Below are 17,446 nucleotides of genomic sequence, written 5' to 3' on the forward strand. Positions count from 1 at the left end.
GTCCACTATGGATCAACGGTGCGGTCGTCGCCACGCTGACCCATGGCGGTCAGAGCGAGCGCTGATAGGACCGGAACGCGCGGGTGGCGATCCAGCCCATGGCGACCGCGACCGCGAGCAGGCCGCCGAGCCGCACCAGGACGGCCGCCCAGTCCGGATCGGCGGAGAGCGCCTCGCGGCTGGCCACCACCGTCCAGTCCACCGGGTTGTAGGCCGCGACCGTCGCCATCCAGTCCGGCATGACCTCCTTGGCGAGCATCGCCGAGGACAGGAAGGACAGCGGCAGGGTCAGCATGGTGGAGAAGCCGATCAGCGACTCCCTGGTGCGCACCAGCAGCGCCATCCCGTTGGACAGCGAGCTGAACGCCGCGCCCAGCAGCACGGCGGCGACCAGCATGACCAGCACGCCGAGCACCCCGCCGGCGAACCGGGCGCCGGCGACAAGGCCGATCAGCACGATGACCACCGACTGGATCCCGATCGTGACGCCCTGGTAGGCCATGGACGACGCCATCATCGCGCCGCGGCTGGCCGGCGAGGACAGCATCCGATCCATCACGCCGCGGTCCATGTCCTCGATGAACGCCATTCCGGCCCAGCCGCTGGAGAACAGCACGGTCATGACGACCACGCCAGGGGTGAGGAAGTCGATGTAGTGCTCGGCGGCGAAACCGGGGATCTCCACCACCCGCCGGAACAGCTGGCCGAACAGCAGCAGCCAGATCATCGGCTGAATCAGCATGATCACCACGAACGCGGGCTGCCGGAGCATCGCCCGCAGGCCGCGCATGGTCAGGTGTCCGGTGTGGACGGTCAGGGTGGTCATGCCGCCGCCCCCGTCTCCGCCGCGGCGAACGTCCGGCCGGTGTGGCGCAGGTAGACATCGTCAAGCGACGGCCGGGCGACGGTGATCGACAGTGCGGTCAGCCCGCTCGCCTCCAGCGCGGCCAGCACCGCCGGCACCGCGCTCGCGCCGTTGTCCACCCTGGCCCGCACGGTCCGGCCGGCGACGGTCACGTCCGTGATCCCGCCGAGCCGGTCGATCGCCGAGCAGGCCGTGACCGGGTCCACCTCGGGCGCCAGCTCGGCCACCACGGCGTCGCCGCGCAGCTCGCTCTTGAGCTGCTCGGCGGTGCCGGTCGCGACGATCCGGCCGCGGTCCACGATGGCCAGGCGGTCGGCGAGGTGGTCGGCCTCGTCCAGGTAGTGCGTGGTGAGCAGGACGGTCAGCCGCTCGTGGCTGGCCAGCCGGGCGATCTCGGCCCACATCTCGGACCTGGCCTGCGGGTCCAGCCCGGTGGTCGGCTCGTCCAGGAACAGCACCCGGGGCCGGTGCATCAGGCCGAGCGCCACGTCCAGCTTGCGCTGCATCCCGCCGGAGTAGGTGCGCACCACCCGGCCGGCGGCCTCGGTCAGGCCGAACCGGTCGAGCAGCTCGTCGGCGCGGTCCCGGACGGTGCGGCCGCGCATGCCGTGCAGCCGGCCGGCCAGCAGCAGGTTCTCCCGGCCGGTGGCCTGCGGGTCGGTGCTGGCCCGCTGGGTGACCACGCCGATCGCCCGGCGCACGTCGTCCGGCCGGCGCAGCACGTCGATGCCGGCCACCGTGGCCGTGCCGGCGTCCGGCCGGGACAGCGTGGTGAGGATCCTGATCGTGGTGGACTTGCCGGCGCCGTTCGGGCCGAGCAGACCGAACACGGTGCCGGCGGCGACCTCGAAGGTCAGCCCGTCAAGCGCGGTGACCTCCCCGTACCGCTTGACCAGGCCGTCCGCTGTTATCGCGGGGACATTCATCTGCCTGTGGACCTCTCTTGTCGTCGAATGCGACAAGTCCGGTCCTCGAGCGCAGCCGGCTAAGCTGAGGTTGCGCCTGGGTACCGCTCCGCCAAGGGCCGGACCTGGGGTTTGCCGCTGGTCGGGTGTTGCCGCACCCGACCAGCGTTTTTTATTGCTCGGATACTGATATCCGACGTCGAGTATGTAGTGGCATCACGGTGACGTCAAGAGTGATGTCAGCCCAGCCCCGCGCGCCGCCAGTCCTCCGCGGTGGGCAGGTCACCACTCTCGTAGGCCCGGCGCCAGAGGTCGATCCCGGACAGCGCACCGGTCTCGATCCCCTTCAGCACCCGCTCGATGAAGGCCAGCTCCGCCTTGCGCTGGTCCAGCACGTAGTCCAGCTCGATGGCCACCAGGTACATGCCCTGCTCGGTCATCCGGTCCAGCACCGCCTGGCCGCCGATGATCTCCGCCTCCAGCCGGCCGCGCCGGATGGTCAGCAGCCGCAACACCTCGTCCGGCGGCAGGCCGGGCAGCAGCGACAGCGCCGCCTCGAACTGGGTGTACTCCTTGACCGGCACCGCGATCAGCTCGGACAGCCAGTCCACGAACTCGGTGCGGCCCGCCTCGGTGATCCCGTACACGGTCCGCTCCGGACGCCGGCCCTCCCGCACCGTTTCGCGAACCTCGATCAGGCCGTGCCGCACCAGCGAGTCCACCACGGAGTACAGCGAGCCGTAGTTGAGCTTGATGCTCGCCTCCTTGACCCGCTCGCGCATGGTGCCGGACATCTCGTACGGGTGCATGGGCTTCTCGATCAGCAGACCGAGCACCGCGAGGGCGAGGGGGTTGGACAGCTTCCGCTTGGCCATGGAGTTCCCTGAGGCAGTCGGATATCCGCCTCAGAATACTGTCAGGTCGAGTAGAGCCACACGCCGTCGGACTCGGTCCGGGTCAGCTCGCGCTGCAGCACCAGCACGTCCAGGTGCGCCCCGGTCTCGGTCACCGCCAGCATCTGGTTGAACGGGTCCAGCTCGGACAACTCGCGCTCCCGCCGGGTCCAGCGCAACCGGTTGGCCACCTCGAACGCGGTCGGCACCCCGCGCTGCACCTCGCGCAGCACCGTGGCCAGCCGCACCTCGTGGTGGTCGAGCAGCTCGTCCACCCGCCGGTGCACGCTCGCCGTGACCGGACCGTGCGCCGGCAGCAGCAGCATGTCCGGCATGTCCTTGACCAGCCGCAGGGAGTCCAGGTAGTCGCGCAGCGGGGTGGCCGGCACCACCGCTTCGAAGCCGATCGACGGCGTGATGTGCGGCAGGATGTGGTCCCCGGCGAACAGCAGCCCGGCCGGCTCGTCGCGCAGCACCACGTGCCCCTGGGTGTGCCCCGGGGTGGCGATCACCTCGAGCTCCCGGTCGGCCAGTTGGATCCGCTCGCCGTCGTCCAGCCAACCGTCCGGCCGGCCCCACGGCGTGCGGTCCTCGCCCTGCCGCCGCGCGCCGAGCTTGGCGATCGTCTCGGACAGCGCGGTCGCACCGTAGCGGCGCAGTTGCCGGTGCTGGTCCTCGTAGCCGGCCCGGTCACCGAGCAGCAGCCGCTCCACGCTGGCCCGCTCGCCCCGGCCGAGGCTCACCCGCGTGCCGTACGCCTCGCGCAGGGCGATGGCCTGCGTGTAGTGGTCGCCGTGCGCGTGCGTAACCGCGATCCTGGCGATGTCGCTCAGGTCGTAGCCGAGGTTGCGCAGCGCCGCGGCGAGCGCCTTCTCGCTCTGCTCCAGCGCCCAGCCGGAGTCGACCAGCACCAGGCCGTCCGGGTCGTCGACGGCGTAGACGTTCACCGCGCGCAACGCGTCGAACGGCAACGGCAGCGGGACCCGGTAAACGCCGGGCGCCACCCGAAACGAGCCCGGTTCGGTCCAGTCGTCCGGTTGGTCACGAATCGCCGCCGTCACGGCTGGAACCTAACTCGAACGGCAGCGCCACCGGACGGCTCGTGACACACGCCACGCCGGTGCCTTACCGTCGAGCGATGCAGCGCCGCATGGCCGTCCTGGCCGCACTCGTCACCGGATTCGGTTTGGTGGGCACGGGTTACGCGCAAGCGACCCCGCCCGACCGGCTCACCATCGAGGTGGTGTCCAACCGCGCCGACCTGATCACCGGGGGCGACGCGCTGGTCCGGGTGGACCGGCCGCGGCACACCGCCGTCCGGGTGGAGCTGAACGGCCGGGACGTGACCGGCTCCTTCCGGCCGCAACCGGACGGAACGCTGCTCGGTCTCCTCGAGGGTCTGCGGGTCGGCGAGAACCGGCTCACCGCGCGGCCCCGGTTCGGCATCGGCGCCCGGCTGACGATCACCAACCATCCCATCGGCGGACCGGTCTTCGCCGGACCGCAGGTGCAACCCTGGGTGTGCGGCACCGAGGCGGCCGGACTCGGGCCGGCCCTGGACGCGGCGTGCAACGCCCCGACCCGGTACACGTTCTTCTACCGCAACGCGCAGACCAACCAGTTCGCGCCGTACGACCCGGCCGCGCCGCCGCCCGCCGACTTGATCGGGCGGACCAGCACCGACCAGGGCGTGACCGTGCCCTACATCGTGCGGGTCGAGCGCGGCACCGCCGACCGCGGCATCTACGACATCGCCGTGCTGTTCGACCCGGCAGCCAACACGCCGGCCGGGTGGAACCACAAGCTGGTGGTGCCGTTCGGTGGCGGCTCCGCGCCGCACCACGTCCAGGAGCTGCCCGGCCAGGTGCTCCAGGATCTCCCGCTGTCCCGCGGTTTCATGGTGGCCACGTCGGGCCTGAACGTGCAGGGCCAGAACGCCAACGGCGTGGTCTCCGCCGAGGCCGTGCTGATGGTCAAGGAACGGATCGTCGAGCGGTACGGCCAGATCCGGTACACGATCGGCGCCGGCTGCTCCGGCGGCGCCATCCAGCAGCAGCTGATCGCGGCCACCTATCCCGGGCTGCTCGACGGCATCCAGCCCAACTGCAGCTACACCGACACCTGGACCACCGGCACCGAGGTCGGCGACTGCCACCTGCTGGTCAACTACTTCACCACCATCTCCCCGGCGCTGTGGCCGGACCCGGCGCAGCGGGCGCTGGTCGACGGGCACAAGGACGTCACCGACTGCCTGGCCTGGAACATCGCGTTCGCGCCGGTGAGCGACCCGACAAGGGCGGCCAACTGCAACCTGCCCCAGGCCCTGGTCTACCACCCGCAGACCAACCCGAGCGGGGTGCGCTGCACCATCCAGGACTACATGATCGCCGTGCTCGGCGCCCGCGAGCAGGACGGCTTCGCCAAGCTGCCGGCCAGCAACACCGGGGTGCAGTACGGGCTCAACGCCTTGCAGGCCGGGCAGATCACGGCGGAGCAGTTCGTCGACCTGAACACCAAGATCGGCAGCAAGGACGTCGACTGGCGGTTCCAGCCGCAGCGCGCGGTGCCCGACCCCGGTTCGGTGCGCACGCTCTACCGCACCGGCCAGGTGGTCGACGCCCGGCAGCTGGCGACCGTCCCGATCATCGACCTGCGCGGGTACAACGAGACCCGGGAGATCCACACCTCGTTCCACAGCTACAAGATGCGGGCCAAGCTGGACCGGGACGCCGGCGGGCACGGCAACCAGATCATCTGGACGTTCCCGGCACCGATCGTGCCGCCGCCGCAGATCGCGCTGCAGTCGTTCCTGCTGATGGATCAGTGGCTGGCCGCCATCGAGGCCGACCGCAGCCACAAACCGCTGCGCGCCAAGGTGATCGCGAACAAGCCGGCGGCCGCCGTCGACGCCTGCTGGATCGACGGGGTGCAGGTCTTCGACCTGGCCCGGTGCGGCCAGACCTACCCGCCGTTCGCCGACGCGCGGATCGCCGCGGGCGGCCCGCTGGCCGACGACATCCTGCAGTGCCAGCTGAAACGGCCGGATCGCCGGGACTACCGGGTCACGTTCACCGATGCCCAGTGGGCGGCGCTGCGCACCGCGTTCCCCACCGGCGTGTGCGACTGGCGCAGGCCGAGCGTCGACCAGCGCCCGGCCATCCCCTGGATGAGCTTTGCCGACGGTCCCGGTGGCGCGCCCCTCGGTGATCCGCCGCGGTCCCGTCCGGCCTTGTAGAAACCGGCCACTCGGGCGACCCCGTCCTGCTACGTTTCCGGCATGCCGGACATCGAGTACCGGTTCGGAACCGGTCAGGGCGATCCGCACGTGCACCATTCGGCGGCCGATGTCGACGTCTCCGGGGACGGGGTCGCCGACGGTGTCGCGCTGGACTTCGACGGCGACGGCCGGGTCGACGACGTGCTGTGGGACTCCGACGGCGACGGGATCGCCGACACCGCGCTGCTGGATCACGACGACGACGGCAAGGCCGAGTCGGCCTACCACGACCCGACCGGCCTGGGCACCTGGAACGCCAAGGGACAGGGCGGTGGCACGGCGCAGTCCGGCCCGCCGCCGGCCGAGCAGCCGGCCCCCGACCCCAACCCGGCACCGCAGCCCGCCCCCACGGACAGCGACTACACGCCCTACGACTTCGACGACGAGCCCGGCGCCGACGATGATCCGGACTCCGACGACGACCCGGACTCCGACGACCCCGACCCGGGCGACGATGACGACGATCCGGACGGGTTGTTCGACGACCTCATGACCGACGAGGACACCGCCGACATCCGCGCGGACTGGTACGAGGAGTAGGCAGGGCCTGGTCGTTTGGATCATGGTGTGAAGTCTTTGGACCGGCCAACGCAACCTCAGGGGGCACCGTGACGGCACCCGGCCACGATCAACCCGTGAACCGCACTTTCGTTGGGACGTAACGACAGCAGTCAATTCCGGAGAGGCGGATACGCGGCCCCGTTGAAGTTGACCCGGATCGCGTACACCGACGTGGTCGCGGTGATGAACAGGTGGTTGCGTTTCGGGCCGCCGAAGGTCAGGTTGGACACGATCTGCGGCAGCAACAGCTTGCCGATCAGCGTGCCGTCCGGGTCGAAGCAGTGCAGCCCGTCGTGTGCGGCCACCCAGACCCGGCCGGCGTCGTCCAGCCGGATCCCGTCGAAGCTGCCGGCGTCGCACTCGGCGAACACGTCGCCGCCGGTGCAGGTGCCGTCCGCGGCCACGTCGAACCGTCGCACATGCTTGCGCCGGGTGTCCGCCACGTACAGCTGCCGCTCGTCCGGCGTGAAGGCCAACCCGTTGGGGCGCAAGAAGTCGTCCAGCACGACGCGCACCGCGCCGGTGTCCGGGTCGATCCGGTACACGTGGCAGGCGCCGATCTCGCTGTCCGCCCGGTGGCCCTCGTAGTCGGAGTCGATGCCGTAGCTGGGATCGGTGAACCAGACCGAGCCGTCGGCCCGCTCCACCACGTCGTTGGGACTGTTCAGCCGGTTGCCGTCGAACCGGTCGGCGAGCACCGTGACGCTGCCGTCGTGTTCGGTTCGGGTGACCCGGCGGTTGCCGTGCTCGCAGCTGATCAGCCGGCCGCTCCGGTCGACGGTGTGCCCGTTGGCATACCCGGCCGGCGCGCGGAACACCCCGACCGCGCCGGTGGTCTCGTCCCAGCGCAGCATCCGGTCGTTGGGGATGTCACTGAAGATGAGGTAGCGCCCGGCCGGGAAGTACGCGGGTCCCTCGGTCCACCGGCAGCCGGTGTGCAGCTCCTCGACGAACGCGTCCCCGTCGACCCGCCGGAACCGCTGATCGATCACCTCGAACTGGGCCTTGATCATCAGCGGTCCCGGCCGGTGGTTGACATGCCGCGAACGATAGCGGGCGCTCAGCTCCGCTCGAGAACGGCGAAGCTCAACTGCCCCTCCGCGTCCTGCTCGACGTCGAGCACCTTGTCCGAGAGAAACTCCGCGGCCTGCGGCTCGAGAAACACCTGCGCCCCGTCCTGGCTGGTGACCACCTGGTCACCCTCCGACGGCTCCGGTGCCACCGACAATGCCAGCGCCGCCTGCGAGTCGTCCGCCGTCCGCACCGCGAACCGCAACCCGCCGTTTCCCGCAACCCCTTCCTGCGCCGTCAGCGCACTGATCGCCTCCGCTGCCGCCTCCGTCACGGCCAGCATCCGCTCTCCTTCCTTCGACGCCATTCCACCCAACCGTAAGACGCCCCCACCCACCCCGCTGAACGCCGCGCAAGTCCAACAGGACCTGCACCTACCCACTCGGGTGATCATCATGCACAGCCGGGTGAACTGTCTATAGTCGACTTGACGCTTGCGTCTATCCCGCACTAGACGTACGCTGCGAAGCGAAGAGATCTGATCAGGAAGATCGCGGCGGCGGCCAAGCGCCAAGAGGTGGAGTGGCGACTCCTGCGGGAAGGAGCGAACCACTCCATCTATCTGCTCGGTCGGGAGACCATCCCGATCCCTCGCCACCGCGAGCTCGGCGAGCGCCTGGCGGCGGACATCTGCAAGGAATGCCAGGACGAACTCGGGATGGGATGGTGGCTGACGTGAAGACTTTCGACGCCGAGGTGACCCGGGACGACAGGTTCTGGCTGATCCGGGTGTCTCCGCTCGACCGGTCGACCCAGGCGGTCCGGTACAAGGATGTTGCGGTCATGGCCAACGAGCTGATCCAGATCATGACCGGACTGGCCGAGCACGAGTACCGGCTGCGGATCAACGTACGGCTGCCGGAAAGCGTGCAAGATCACCGCACGCGGGCCGAAGTGCTGCGTGCGGAGGCGCGACACAAGACCGCCGAGGCGGCGGCCGAACATCGCGCCGCGGCGCAGGAGTTGATCGCCCTTGGGCTCTCGCAGCGGGAGGCCGGCGAGGTGCTCGGACTTTCGTTCCAACGGGTCAACCAGCTGGTGAACCCTTGACCTTGGCTCATCCCGGCCACGTCCGGGGTCCGGCCCGGCTAGCCTGAGGTGTGGCATCCAGGACTCCGGCGCTGAAGATCGGCCCGTTCGCGGTCGATCCGCCGGTGGTGCTCGCGCCGATGGCGGGGATCACCAACGTGGCGTTCCGGCGGTTGTGCCGGGCGCACGGGGCCGGGCTGTACGTCTGCGAGATGATCACTACGCGGGCCCTGGTCGAGCGGGACCGGGCGACCATGCACATGATCACGTTCGACCCGGACGAGTACCCGCGGTCGGTCCAGCTCTACGGCGTGGATCCGGGCACGATGGCGGCGGCCGTGCGGATGATCGTCGACGAGAACCTGGCCGACCACGTCGACATGAACTTCGGCTGCCCGGTGCCCAAGGTGACCCGCAAGGGCGGCGGCGCGGCGCTGCCGTACAAGCGCAGGCTGTTCGGCGAGATCGTGGCGGCCGCGGTGCGCGCCGCGGAGCCGGCCGGGATCCCGGTGACCGTGAAGTTCCGGATCGGGATCGACGAGGACCACCAGACCTACACCGACGCCGGCCGGATCGCCGAGGCGGCCGGCGCGGCGGCGGTGGCGCTGCACGCCCGGACGGCCGCGCAGCGTTACTCCGGCCAGGCCGACTGGTCGGCGATCGCCCGGCTCAAGGACGCCGTGCGGACCATCCCGGTGCTGGGCAACGGCGACATCTTCGCCGCCGCGGACGCGCTGGACATGATGGCGCGGACCGGGTGCGACGGCGTGGTGATCGGCCGCGGCTGCCTCGGCCGGCCCTGGCTGTTCGCCGACCTGCAGGCCGCCTTCGCCGGCCGGGAGCTGCCCCCGGGGCCGAACCTGGGCGGTGTCGCCGACGTGATGTACCGGCACGCCAGCCTGCTCGCCGAGCACCTCGGCGAGGACCGGGGCGTGCGGGACCTGCGCAAGCACGTGGCCTGGTACCTGCGCGGCTTCGCGGTCGGCCCGACGCTGCGCCAGCGGCTCGCCCTGGTCAGCAGCCTGGCCGAGCTGGCCGGGCTGCTCGCCGAGCTGGATCGCGACGCGCCGTTCCCGGCCGCCGCCGAGGGCCCGCGCGGGCGGCAGGGGTCGCCGGCGCGGGTTGCGCTGCCGGACGGCTGGCTGGACGATCCCGACGACGCCGCGGTGCCGGCCGGCGCCGAGCTGATGCACTCTGGGGGTTGATCATGGCTCGAGTCCGCCACGTGGCGGTCGCCGTTGCGGCGCTGGCGGTCGCGGGCTGCACGACGGCCGTGGCCGGGTCGCCGGTCGCGATCGGCTCCGCGGCGGAGGACCGCAAGCTGGTCACCGACTACTTCGCCGAGCTCAACGACGCCGGCAAGGAGGGGCCGACCACCCAGCGGGACTTTCTGCGCCGCACCCAGCATCCGGACTTCAGCGACCGGCTGTGCGATCTCGGCGAGCTGACCCTGCGGATCGAGCCGGCGATGTCGACGTTCCGCACGGACTTCAACTGGGCCCCGGAGAACGCCGGCAAACCGCCGCGCGGCCTGGTCTACGTGCTCGGTGTGTCGGTGAGCATCCGCCGGGACGGCGCCTCGATCGCCGAGCAGATCGGCTCGCAGCGGGTGGTCGTGCTGGACGGCAAGGCGTACGGGTTCACCCCCTGCCCCACCCGCTGACCCCCCGCGTCAGTACGCCGGTTGAGCGAACTTCGGCCCCGGCATGTCCCTACGGCTCAAGCGGCCCCTCTTATCGGACGAAACCTCGATACGTAGGGAGGTGAGCGCGGTGGCCGTACCGGACCAACGCGTCACCGAACCGCCCGGGCACACCGCGAACCTCATCGCGTTCCACGAGTCGATCGCCGGGATGCTTGCCGAGCAGGGAATGTGGCGCCAGGCCTACGCGCACGCCCGGCAGGCCCTGGACATCGTCTCGGCGAACCGGACCGACGCGCCGGCACCGCCCCGGATTCCCGAGCAGCTCCGGGCGGAGTTCGACCGGCTGCGCCGCGAGCACGCCGAGGCGCACGAGCAGGCCATCCGGGACGCGCTGACCGCCAGCTACAACCGCCGCTACCTGGACCAGCGGCTGTTGGCACCGGTGGGCAACCCGCTGCCCGGCGGCGCCGACGGGCTGGCCGTGGCCCTGGTCGACCTGGACCGGTTCAAGCGGGTGAACGACACCTTCGGCCATCAGGTCGGCGACCGGGTGCTGCAGCGGGTGGTCGAGCTGCTACAGGAGGGCCTGCCGGACACCGGGTTCTGCGCGCGCTACGGCGGGGAGGAGTTCGTGCTGGTGCTACCCGGGGTGACCGCACCGGCGGCGGTCCGGCTCGTCGAGGCGGCCAGGGCGCGGGTGGAGGGTTACCCGTGGCGCACGATCGCCGGTGGCCTGCGGGTGACCGTGAGCATCGGTCTGGATCACGCGCCGCCCGCCGGTTCCGGTGCCGACCGCCCGCAGACCCAGCTGCGGCGGGCCGACGCGTTGCTGTACGCGGCCAAGCGATCCGGCCGAAATGCCGTCGCCTATCGGGTGGACGGTCAGATCCGACTCGCCGGAGCCGCGGCCCGCCGACGCTCAGCCGATCGGTCCGACCGCTTACCGCATCGCGCGGTTCTGATCCCCCAAGTGGACTAAGTTCATCGGCAATACCACGTACTGTCAGTGAGGAAGTCCCGGGTTGCCGTCGCCATGCGTGCCATCCATCCGTACTATCTCGTCGCGGAAAGCCACCACAGAACGGCAACCAAGCGGTACTGTGCAACGTCTTTATAACTAGTTGGCGGCAAGATGGATCACATCGCGCCGCAAGCAGTGAACGTGAGAGGAGCTCGGGTGCCCGACGATCATCATCGCTCTGGCGGCACCCCTCCTTCGGCAGGTGGCCACCGTGAAGGTCGGCACTCCCGATCGGCCGAGCCGGACGAGCAACCCAGGCGGCGCCGTCGGTCGATGGAGGGGCCCGGCGGGTTGAGCGTCGCTGACCTGGTCGAACGGCACACCGGCTCCCGCCCGGTCGCCTACCCTCCATCGGCTCAACCGGCTCCGCCCGCGCGGCAGCAGCAGCAGCCGCCACAGCCCGCGCAACCGCAGCGCCGCCAGCCGCCCCCACCACCGGCCCACCAGCCGCCCCCCGCGCAACCGCCGCGCCAGCAGCACCCGTCCAACCCTCGGATGCCGGCGCCGCCGCCGCCCGCCCGAGCGCCGCGCCCGACGGACGGCCCGCGCCGCCCCGCTGAGGGGCCGGCCGGCGGCTGGGGCCACCCGGCCGCGGCACCTCCGCCGCCGCAGCAGCCCACCGGCCAGTTCGGTGCCGGCCCGCGCCCGGCGGCTCCGGCCGGCCCGCGCCGGCAGGGCACCGCGATCCAGTCCGGGCCCCAGGTCCGGCCGCTGCCGCGCATTCCCAACCAGGTTCCCGGCCAGGCGTCGATGCCCCCCATGCCGCAGGGCCGGATGGCCGGCCCGCCGCCGCCGAACCCCGCGTGGCCAACCGAGTCGCCGAGCATGCCGGCGATCCCCCCGGCGGCCCAGCCGCCCCGCCCGCCGGCCGCCGAGATGGACCCGATCGGTCTGACCACCGAGATGGAGCCGATCGGCGCGGAGACCGAAAAGCGCCGCCGGGTGGACCACACCCTGGCCCGGTTCTCCAAGGTGCACGACGAGCTGCGCGCCGAGGAGCGCGAGCGCAAGGCCAAGCGCAAGCGGATCTTCCCGTGGTCCAAGGAGGACGACGAGCTGGACCGCCTGGACGAGCTGGTCGGCATGTCCAGCCCGCAGCAGCCAGACGCCGACCCGGCCGTGTCGTTCGACCAGCCCGCGCCGCAACCCACCAGGAGCAAGGGCATTCGTCGCTCAGCTTTAGCCGGCAAGATCATCGCCGGCGGCGTCGCGGTGCTGGTGCTCGCCTCGACCGGGGTCGCATGGGGCTTCAAGGCCTGGGTCGACAGCAAGCAGGTCCAGGTGGACGCCCTCGACCAGAACTCCGCCGCGATCATGGACCGGGCCGCGCAGAACGGCGACGAGAACTTCCTGCTGGTCGGCTCGGACACCCGGGAGGGCGCCAAGGCCGAGGACGGCGTCGGCGACGCAAGGGCCGTCGAGGGCGCCCGCGCCGACACGATCATGATCGCGCACGTGCCGGCCAACCGGAAGCGCGTGGTCGTGGTGTCCTTTCCGCGCGACCTCGAGGTGACCCGGCCCGCCTGCGAGGGATGGGACGCGAAGACCAGCAAGTACACCGGCGAGCAGTTCCCGGCGCAGCGCAACGTCAAGATCAACACTGCGTACGCGATCGGCGGCCCGAAGTGCGTCACCAAGATGGTGCAGGAGCTGTCCGGCATCGCGATCAACCACTTCGTCGGCATCGACTTCAACGGCTTCAAGGGCATGGTCGACGCCGTGCAGGGCGTCCAGGTCTGCGTCGAGCGCCCGCTCAAGGACGCCGAGCTCGGGTTGATCGTCAAGGAGCCCGGCAAGGAGGTCACGCTCAGCGGTGACCAGGCGCTGAACTTCGTGCGGGCGCGCAAGGTGCAGGGCGACCCGACCTCCGACTACGGCCGGATCATCCGGCAGCAGCGGTTCCTGTCCGCGCTGCTGCGCAAGGCCATGTCCAACCAGGTGCTGCTGGACCCGGGCAAGCTGACCGGCTTCGTCGACGCCTTCGCCAAGTCGACCTTCGGCGACAACATCGGCTCCGACCAGATGATCCTGCTCGGCCAGTCCATGCAGGGCCTTGAGGCCGGCCGGGTCACGTTCATCACCGTGCCGACCGTGGGCGAGGCGAACGGCCGGGGCAACGAGGTATTGCGCGACGCCGACAAGAACGCGCTGTTCGAGGCGATCCGGCAGGACACCCCGCTGCCCGGCGAGACCCCGCCGAAGCCGGACGAGACCGCGACCAGCGCGCCGCCGCCGGCCCAGCCGATCGACCCCAAGACGATCAAGATGCAGGTGCTCAACGGCGGCAACGCCACCTCCGGCATCGCCCGCAACACCGCGCGGAAGCTGCAGGGCTTCGGCTTCGAGGTGGTCAGCGTGGACAACGCGCTGGCCCAGGTGAAGCAGACCGTGGTCAAGTACGGCAAGGAGAAGGAGGCCGCCGCCCGGGTGGTGGCCTCGGCGATCCCCGGCGCGCAGATGCAGGAGGACCCGTCGGTGGCCGGTGCGCTGATGCTGATCATCGGCCCGGAGTACAAGGGCAACGTCGTGGCGCCGAACGGAGCCGGCGCGGCGCCGGAGCAACCCAAGGTTCCGGAGAACATCAACACGGTGAACGCGGGCGACGTCTCCTGCGCCTGACCGGGCCAATCGTTGGCGCCGGGTTCACCGCCGGTTCATCCAAGGTTGCGATGTCCAGCCGCACCGCGCCGTAACATGTCGCCATGCGTGAGGCCTACCATGACGAGCTCGCCCAGCTCGCGGACGAGTTGGCGGGAATGTGTTCCATGGTGGGTGACGCCATGGAGTTGGCCACCAGGGCACTGCTCGATGCCGACCTCGGCCTGGCCGAGCAGGTGATCAGCGACGACGCGAAGGTCGACGAGGCCCGGTCCGCCTGCGAGGAGCACGCCTACGCGCTGCTCGCGCTGCAGGCGCCGGTGGCCACCGACCTGCGCACCGTGCTGGCCGCGATCCACGCCTCGGAGAGCCTGGAGCGGATGGGCGACCTCGCCCTGCACGTGGCCAAGGCGGCGCGCCGCCGGCACCCGCAGCCCGTGCTGCCGGATTCGGTCGCGGCGTACTTCGCCGAGATGGGCCGGGTCGCGGTGAGCCTGGCCCGCAAGGCCGAGCAGGTGATCCAGAGCAAGGACATCGAGCAGGCCCGCTCGCTCGAGGACGCCGACGACGAGATGGACGACCTGCACCGGCACCTGTTCAGCGTGATCATGGACCGGGAGTGGCCGCACGGCGTGGCCGCCGCGGTCGACGTGACCCTGCTCGGCCGGTTCTACGAGCGGTTCGCCGACCACGCCGTCTCGGTCGGCAAGCGGGTGGTTTTCGTGGTCACCGGCCGGATGCCCGGCTCCGGTCACGACGACGCCTGATCAATCCGCCGCTCCGGAATTTGTGTGTGGGTTGCGTTCCGACGAGCGTGCGGGTGTCGGGTGGATTGTGGCTGGGTGCCGTCACGTTCCCCTGAGGTAACTGTTGGTCGGGTGCGGACTTTCCCGCAGGATCCAAGGGACAGAGGCACTAACCGGGCCGGGCCGCCGAGTCGATGAGGTGGCCGAGTTGCTGCGTCAGCCGGGCGTTGTCGGCCGGTGACAGGGTGCCGTGGATCTGGCCGTCCTCGCCCGGCGGCCGGGACAGGTTGAGGTAGCGCCCGGCGTCGGTGTCGAACCAGCCGACCTCGCCGGTCCGAACGTCCTTGCCGTTGCGGTCCTTTCCGCTCACCGCGAAGAACCCGGCACCGGTGCGCGGCCGGGTCAGGTAGCCCTCGGCGACCCGCAGCGCGGACGGCGTCACGGTGTGCCGAGGCGCGCTCACGTCACCGAACAGGCTCGTGGCCTCGTCGCCGCGCAGTGCCGGCTTGGTCAGCGTCACCGACTGGCCCGGCCCGGCGTCGGCCTTGGGCAGCAACCCGACCACGGTCGCGGCCAGCGCCGTCGGCCTGATCAGCTCCAGCCGGAAGTGCTGGCCGTCCTGCACGGCGAGCACGCCGGTGTCCCCGTTCGCCGATGCCCGGGCCATGATCTGCTTGCCCTTCTCCAGGGTGCCGAGCACGGCCACCGCGACCCGGTAGTCGGCGATCGTGTCCAGCGCGCGGCGCAGACCCGGGTCGAGTTCGCCGTTGCGGACCAGCCCGCGCCGGGCCAGGTCGAGGAACACCATCCGGGCGATGCGCACCCGGTCCTGCTTGAGCCGGCCCACGCTGGGGATCTCGAACGGGAACAGTCGGAGGTTCAGGGCAAGCGACTGCGACAGGATGTCCGCCGCGGCGAGCGACACCCGGTACGGACCGGCCATCACTCACCGATCACCGGCGGCGCGGTCATCTCGTCGGTGCCGAACAGCGAATCCGGGTCGGCCTCGACCAGGTAGGACGGGCGCTGGTGCTCGCCGTCCTCGTCGCCCTGGCCGCGCGCGCCGGCCATGCCGCCCATGGGCATGCCGCCGCCGGCCCGCCCGCCGGCTCCCGGACCACCGGCCCGGCCGCCGCCGGTGGCCGCGTGCTCGGCGGCCAGTGCTCCGGCACCGGCGCCCGGTGCGCTGCCACCCGGCCCGAAGGCCGTGCCGCCCGGTCCCCGGCCGAGCCCACGCCCGCCGTGCTCGCCGTCGACGCCGCCACCGCCTCCGGTGCCGAACGGGCTGACGCCGCGACCGCCGCCGCCCTCACCGGCGCCACCACCGCCGAGACCCGGCCCGAAGCCCGGCCCGCCGCCGGGACCGCGCCCGGGTCGAAGACCGTCCTCGCCGCCGGGCAACCCGCCGCCGATCGGCAGGCCGCCGATCGGGAACCCGCCACCGGGTGGGAAGCCGCCTTCGCCAGGGCCACCGCCCGGCCCGCCGCCACCCGGACCCGTTCCGGGCGGCCGTGACCCGCCGCCGACCGGAATCGACGGTGGACGCCCACCCGGAAGCACGCCGCCCGGCGTGGTCCCGCCAGGGCCGCCGGGAATGCCGCCGACTCCGCCGGTGCCCCCGGTCCCGCCGGTGCCGCCGCCGGCACCGCCAGGGCCGCCGGGAATGCCGATCCCGCCGGGGCCACCGGTTCCACCCGTGCCCCCGGTACCCGACCCGCCGGTCCCGCCCCCACCGGTCCCACCGGGACCCGGCAGGCTCGGCGGCACGCTGGCCCCGCCGGTACCCGGTCCGCTGCCGCCGGTCCCGGGCCCGCTGCCGCCGGACCCGGGCGGCCCGTCCGGGCCGCCGCCCATCCGGCCGACGCCGTCGGTGTCGCTGGCGTCGGTCAGCGTGGCGTCCCCGCCGCCCATCATCGGCGGCGCGGTGAACGCCGGCATCGTGCTCGCCCCGGCCAGCCCGCCGTCATAGCTGGTGAGCACCTCGGCGGCGCGCTGGTGCGCCTCCTGGCTCGCGTTGTACTGCTCGACCGCCTCGTGGTAGGTGCCCCACGGATCCGACGAACTCATGATCCGCTGCGTCCACTCGTCCCGGTCGTACGGGACCTCCTCGGGCATCGAGTTCGACGCGGTGGACAGCGCCTCGGCCTGGCGCAACATCTGCGTCCCGGCCAGCGCCGCGCCCTGCCCCGCGGTCCCCACCCAGGTACCGACATCCGCCATGAACATCCGCGCCGAGTTGGCCGCCGTCCCCTGCCAGTCCGCCTCGCTGTTGTTGATCGCGGACGCGATGTCCTCCTGGAACTGGATCATCGTGTTGCCCACCGTGACCCAGGTGTCCCCCGCCGCCCCCACCTGCCCCGCATCGGCGTTCTCGGTCACCATGTTCTTCAGCTCACTATGCTGATACCCCAGATAGTTCGCATCCTCAATGGTGGGCGCCGGCCGCGTCGGCAAATTCGCCGCCAACTGCGCAACCTGCTGATCCATTCCCGCGTTGTACCGGCTGTCCACCCGAATATCATGGGTAATAGGCTCGATGAAGTTCGTCAGCCACCCATCATTGGCCTCATCATCAGCGGTAACCTCCCGCTCGGCCTCATCCCGAATATCATCACTCGTGTCGACCGTCCCCCGCCGGTCGAAATGAGTCCCCCGAGAAGGATCCAAAGTACTATCATAATAGGGACTGCTCCGGTCATAATCCGGGCTGTTCGGATCCGACACCGAAGTCGCCTGCGGATCCGTGTCAACGGGATTCACCCCGTACCGGGGCCGTGGCGCCATCGTCCTCTCCTCCAGTAGCTCTCAGGGCAGTTCCGGTTCCACCAGCTTCGC

General features: G+C 71.2%; 16 protein-coding genes. 8 read left to right on the forward strand and 8 right to left on the reverse strand.

Features of this window, described 5'->3' with window-relative positions:
- Positions 1-49 precede the first annotated feature (49 nt).
- The 4 genes from VFV67_RS35690 to VFV67_RS35705 form a co-directional block, all read right to left on the reverse strand.
- Positions 50-826, reverse strand: a complete 777-nt coding sequence (locus VFV67_RS35690) for an ABC transporter permease (protein ID WP_326475140.1) — start codon at positions 824-826, stop codon at positions 50-52.
- Positions 823-1,791, reverse strand: a complete 969-nt coding sequence (locus tag VFV67_RS35695; RefSeq protein WP_326475141.1) for an ATP-binding cassette domain-containing protein — start codon at positions 1,789-1,791, stop codon at positions 823-825. Before VFV67_RS35695 ends, VFV67_RS35690 begins: the two co-directional genes overlap by 4 nt.
- A 218-nt stretch (positions 1,792-2,009) precedes the next feature.
- Positions 2,010-2,645 carry a PadR family transcriptional regulator gene (locus VFV67_RS35700; RefSeq protein WP_326475142.1) on the reverse strand — a complete coding sequence of 212 codons (636 nt, stop codon included), beginning with the start codon at positions 2,643-2,645 and terminating at the stop codon, positions 2,010-2,012.
- A gap of 41 nt (positions 2,646-2,686) precedes the next feature.
- Positions 2,687-3,724: an MBL fold metallo-hydrolase gene (locus tag VFV67_RS35705; RefSeq protein WP_326475143.1), complete on the reverse strand. Its 1,038-nt coding sequence runs from the start codon at positions 3,722-3,724 to the stop codon at positions 2,687-2,689.
- A 77-nt stretch (positions 3,725-3,801) separates the two neighbouring features.
- Here VFV67_RS35705 and VFV67_RS35710 point away from each other — a divergent pair, with 77 nt between their 5' ends.
- Positions 3,802-5,898, forward strand: a complete 2,097-nt coding sequence (locus VFV67_RS35710) for a DUF6351 family protein (RefSeq protein ID WP_326475144.1) — start codon at positions 3,802-3,804, stop codon at positions 5,896-5,898.
- 42 nt (positions 5,899-5,940) lie between these two features.
- Positions 5,941-6,480: a hypothetical protein gene (locus VFV67_RS35715; protein WP_326475145.1), complete on the forward strand. Its 540-nt coding sequence runs from the start codon at positions 5,941-5,943 to the stop codon at positions 6,478-6,480.
- A 131-nt stretch (positions 6,481-6,611) separates the two neighbouring features.
- Here the strand turns inward: VFV67_RS35715 and VFV67_RS35720 are convergent, their stop codons facing one another.
- Together VFV67_RS35720 and VFV67_RS35725 are read right to left on the reverse strand one after the other, a co-directional pair.
- A complete protein-coding gene (locus tag VFV67_RS35720; RefSeq protein ID WP_326475146.1) occupies positions 6,612-7,514 on the reverse strand; it encodes an SMP-30/gluconolactonase/LRE family protein in 903 nt (300 codons plus the stop codon).
- Between the two features lie 47 nt (positions 7,515-7,561).
- Positions 7,562-7,855, reverse strand: coding sequence for an iron-sulfur cluster biosynthesis family protein (locus VFV67_RS35725; RefSeq protein ID WP_326475147.1), 294 nt, complete (start codon positions 7,853-7,855; stop codon positions 7,562-7,564).
- Between the two features lie 392 nt (positions 7,856-8,247).
- On the opposite strand from VFV67_RS35725, the gene VFV67_RS35730 reads away from it, so the two are divergent.
- The 6 genes from VFV67_RS35730 (at position 8,248) to phoU (ending at position 14,632) form a co-directional block, all read left to right on the forward strand.
- On the forward strand, positions 8,248-8,622 hold the full coding sequence (locus VFV67_RS35730) for a hypothetical protein (RefSeq protein ID WP_326475148.1): 375 nt from the start codon (positions 8,248-8,250) through the stop codon (positions 8,620-8,622).
- 50 nt (positions 8,623-8,672) lie between these two features.
- Positions 8,673-9,806, forward strand: coding sequence for a tRNA dihydrouridine synthase DusB (gene dusB, locus VFV67_RS35735; protein WP_326475149.1), 1,134 nt, complete (start codon positions 8,673-8,675; stop codon positions 9,804-9,806).
- A 2-nt stretch (positions 9,807-9,808) separates the two neighbouring features.
- The gene (locus tag VFV67_RS35740) at positions 9,809-10,264 is read left to right on the forward strand and encodes a hypothetical protein (RefSeq protein ID WP_326475150.1); all 456 of its coding nucleotides are present in this window, start codon (positions 9,809-9,811) and stop codon (positions 10,262-10,264) included.
- Between the two features lie 109 nt (positions 10,265-10,373).
- The gene (locus VFV67_RS35745; protein ID WP_326475151.1) at positions 10,374-11,225 is read left to right on the forward strand and encodes a GGDEF domain-containing protein; all 852 of its coding nucleotides are present in this window, start codon (positions 10,374-10,376) and stop codon (positions 11,223-11,225) included.
- Positions 11,226-11,762: 537 nt separating this feature from the next.
- The gene (locus VFV67_RS35750) at positions 11,763-13,886 is read left to right on the forward strand and encodes an LCP family protein (RefSeq protein ID WP_326475152.1); all 2,124 of its coding nucleotides are present in this window, start codon (positions 11,763-11,765) and stop codon (positions 13,884-13,886) included.
- A gap of 83 nt (positions 13,887-13,969) precedes the next feature.
- Positions 13,970-14,632, forward strand: coding sequence for a phosphate signaling complex protein PhoU (gene phoU / locus VFV67_RS35755; RefSeq protein ID WP_326475153.1), 663 nt, complete (start codon positions 13,970-13,972; stop codon positions 14,630-14,632).
- A 148-nt stretch (positions 14,633-14,780) separates the two neighbouring features.
- Here phoU and VFV67_RS35760 read toward each other — a convergent pair whose 3' ends face one another.
- Together VFV67_RS35760 and VFV67_RS35765 are read right to left on the reverse strand one after the other, a co-directional pair.
- Positions 14,781-15,554 (reverse strand): ESX secretion-associated protein EspG, encoded by a 774-nt coding sequence (locus VFV67_RS35760; RefSeq protein ID WP_326475154.1) that lies wholly within the window; start codon positions 15,552-15,554, stop codon positions 14,781-14,783.
- Complete coding sequence (locus tag VFV67_RS35765) at positions 15,554-16,993, reverse strand: hypothetical protein (protein ID WP_326475155.1); 1,440 nt, start codon at positions 16,991-16,993, stop codon at positions 15,554-15,556. The genes VFV67_RS35760 and VFV67_RS35765 overlap by 1 nt, the downstream gene beginning before the upstream one ends.
- Positions 16,994-17,446: the final 453 nt, after the last annotated feature.

This window comes from Actinophytocola sp., from assembly GCF_035762905.1.
Classification (GTDB): Bacteria; Actinomycetota; Actinomycetes; order Mycobacteriales; family Pseudonocardiaceae; genus DASYTH01.

Excerpts from the sequence above, each read along its gene's own strand:
- VFV67_RS35720 (WP_326475146.1), bottom strand. The coding sequence starts at position 7,514 with ATGATCAAGGCCCAGTTCGAGGTGATCGATCAGCGGTTCCGGCGGGTC.
- VFV67_RS35750 (WP_326475152.1), top strand. The coding sequence starts at position 11,763 with ATGCCGGCGCCGCCGCCGCCCGCCCGAGCGCCGCGCCCGACGGACGGC.
- phoU (WP_326475153.1), top strand. The coding sequence starts at position 13,970 with ATGCGTGAGGCCTACCATGACGAGCTCGCCCAGCTCGCGGACGAGTTG.
- VFV67_RS35765 (WP_326475155.1), bottom strand. The coding sequence starts at position 16,993 with ATGGTGACCGAGAACGCCGATGCGGGGCAGGTGGGGGCGGCGGGGGAC.
- VFV67_RS35715 (WP_326475145.1), top strand. The coding sequence starts at position 5,941 with ATGCCGGACATCGAGTACCGGTTCGGAACCGGTCAGGGCGATCCGCAC.
- VFV67_RS35700 (WP_326475142.1), bottom strand. The coding sequence starts at position 2,645 with ATGGCCAAGCGGAAGCTGTCCAACCCCCTCGCCCTCGCGGTGCTCGGT.
- VFV67_RS35690 (WP_326475140.1), bottom strand. The coding sequence starts at position 826 with ATGACCACCCTGACCGTCCACACCGGACACCTGACCATGCGCGGCCTG.
- VFV67_RS35725 (WP_326475147.1), bottom strand. The coding sequence starts at position 7,855 with ATGCTGGCCGTGACGGAGGCGGCAGCGGAGGCGATCAGTGCGCTGACG.
- VFV67_RS35695 (WP_326475141.1), bottom strand. The coding sequence starts at position 1,791 with ATGAATGTCCCCGCGATAACAGCGGACGGCCTGGTCAAGCGGTACGGG.
- VFV67_RS35710 (WP_326475144.1), top strand. The coding sequence starts at position 3,802 with ATGCAGCGCCGCATGGCCGTCCTGGCCGCACTCGTCACCGGATTCGGT.
- VFV67_RS35740 (WP_326475150.1), top strand. The coding sequence starts at position 9,809 with ATGGCTCGAGTCCGCCACGTGGCGGTCGCCGTTGCGGCGCTGGCGGTC.
- VFV67_RS35760 (WP_326475154.1), bottom strand. The coding sequence starts at position 15,554 with ATGGCCGGTCCGTACCGGGTGTCGCTCGCCGCGGCGGACATCCTGTCG.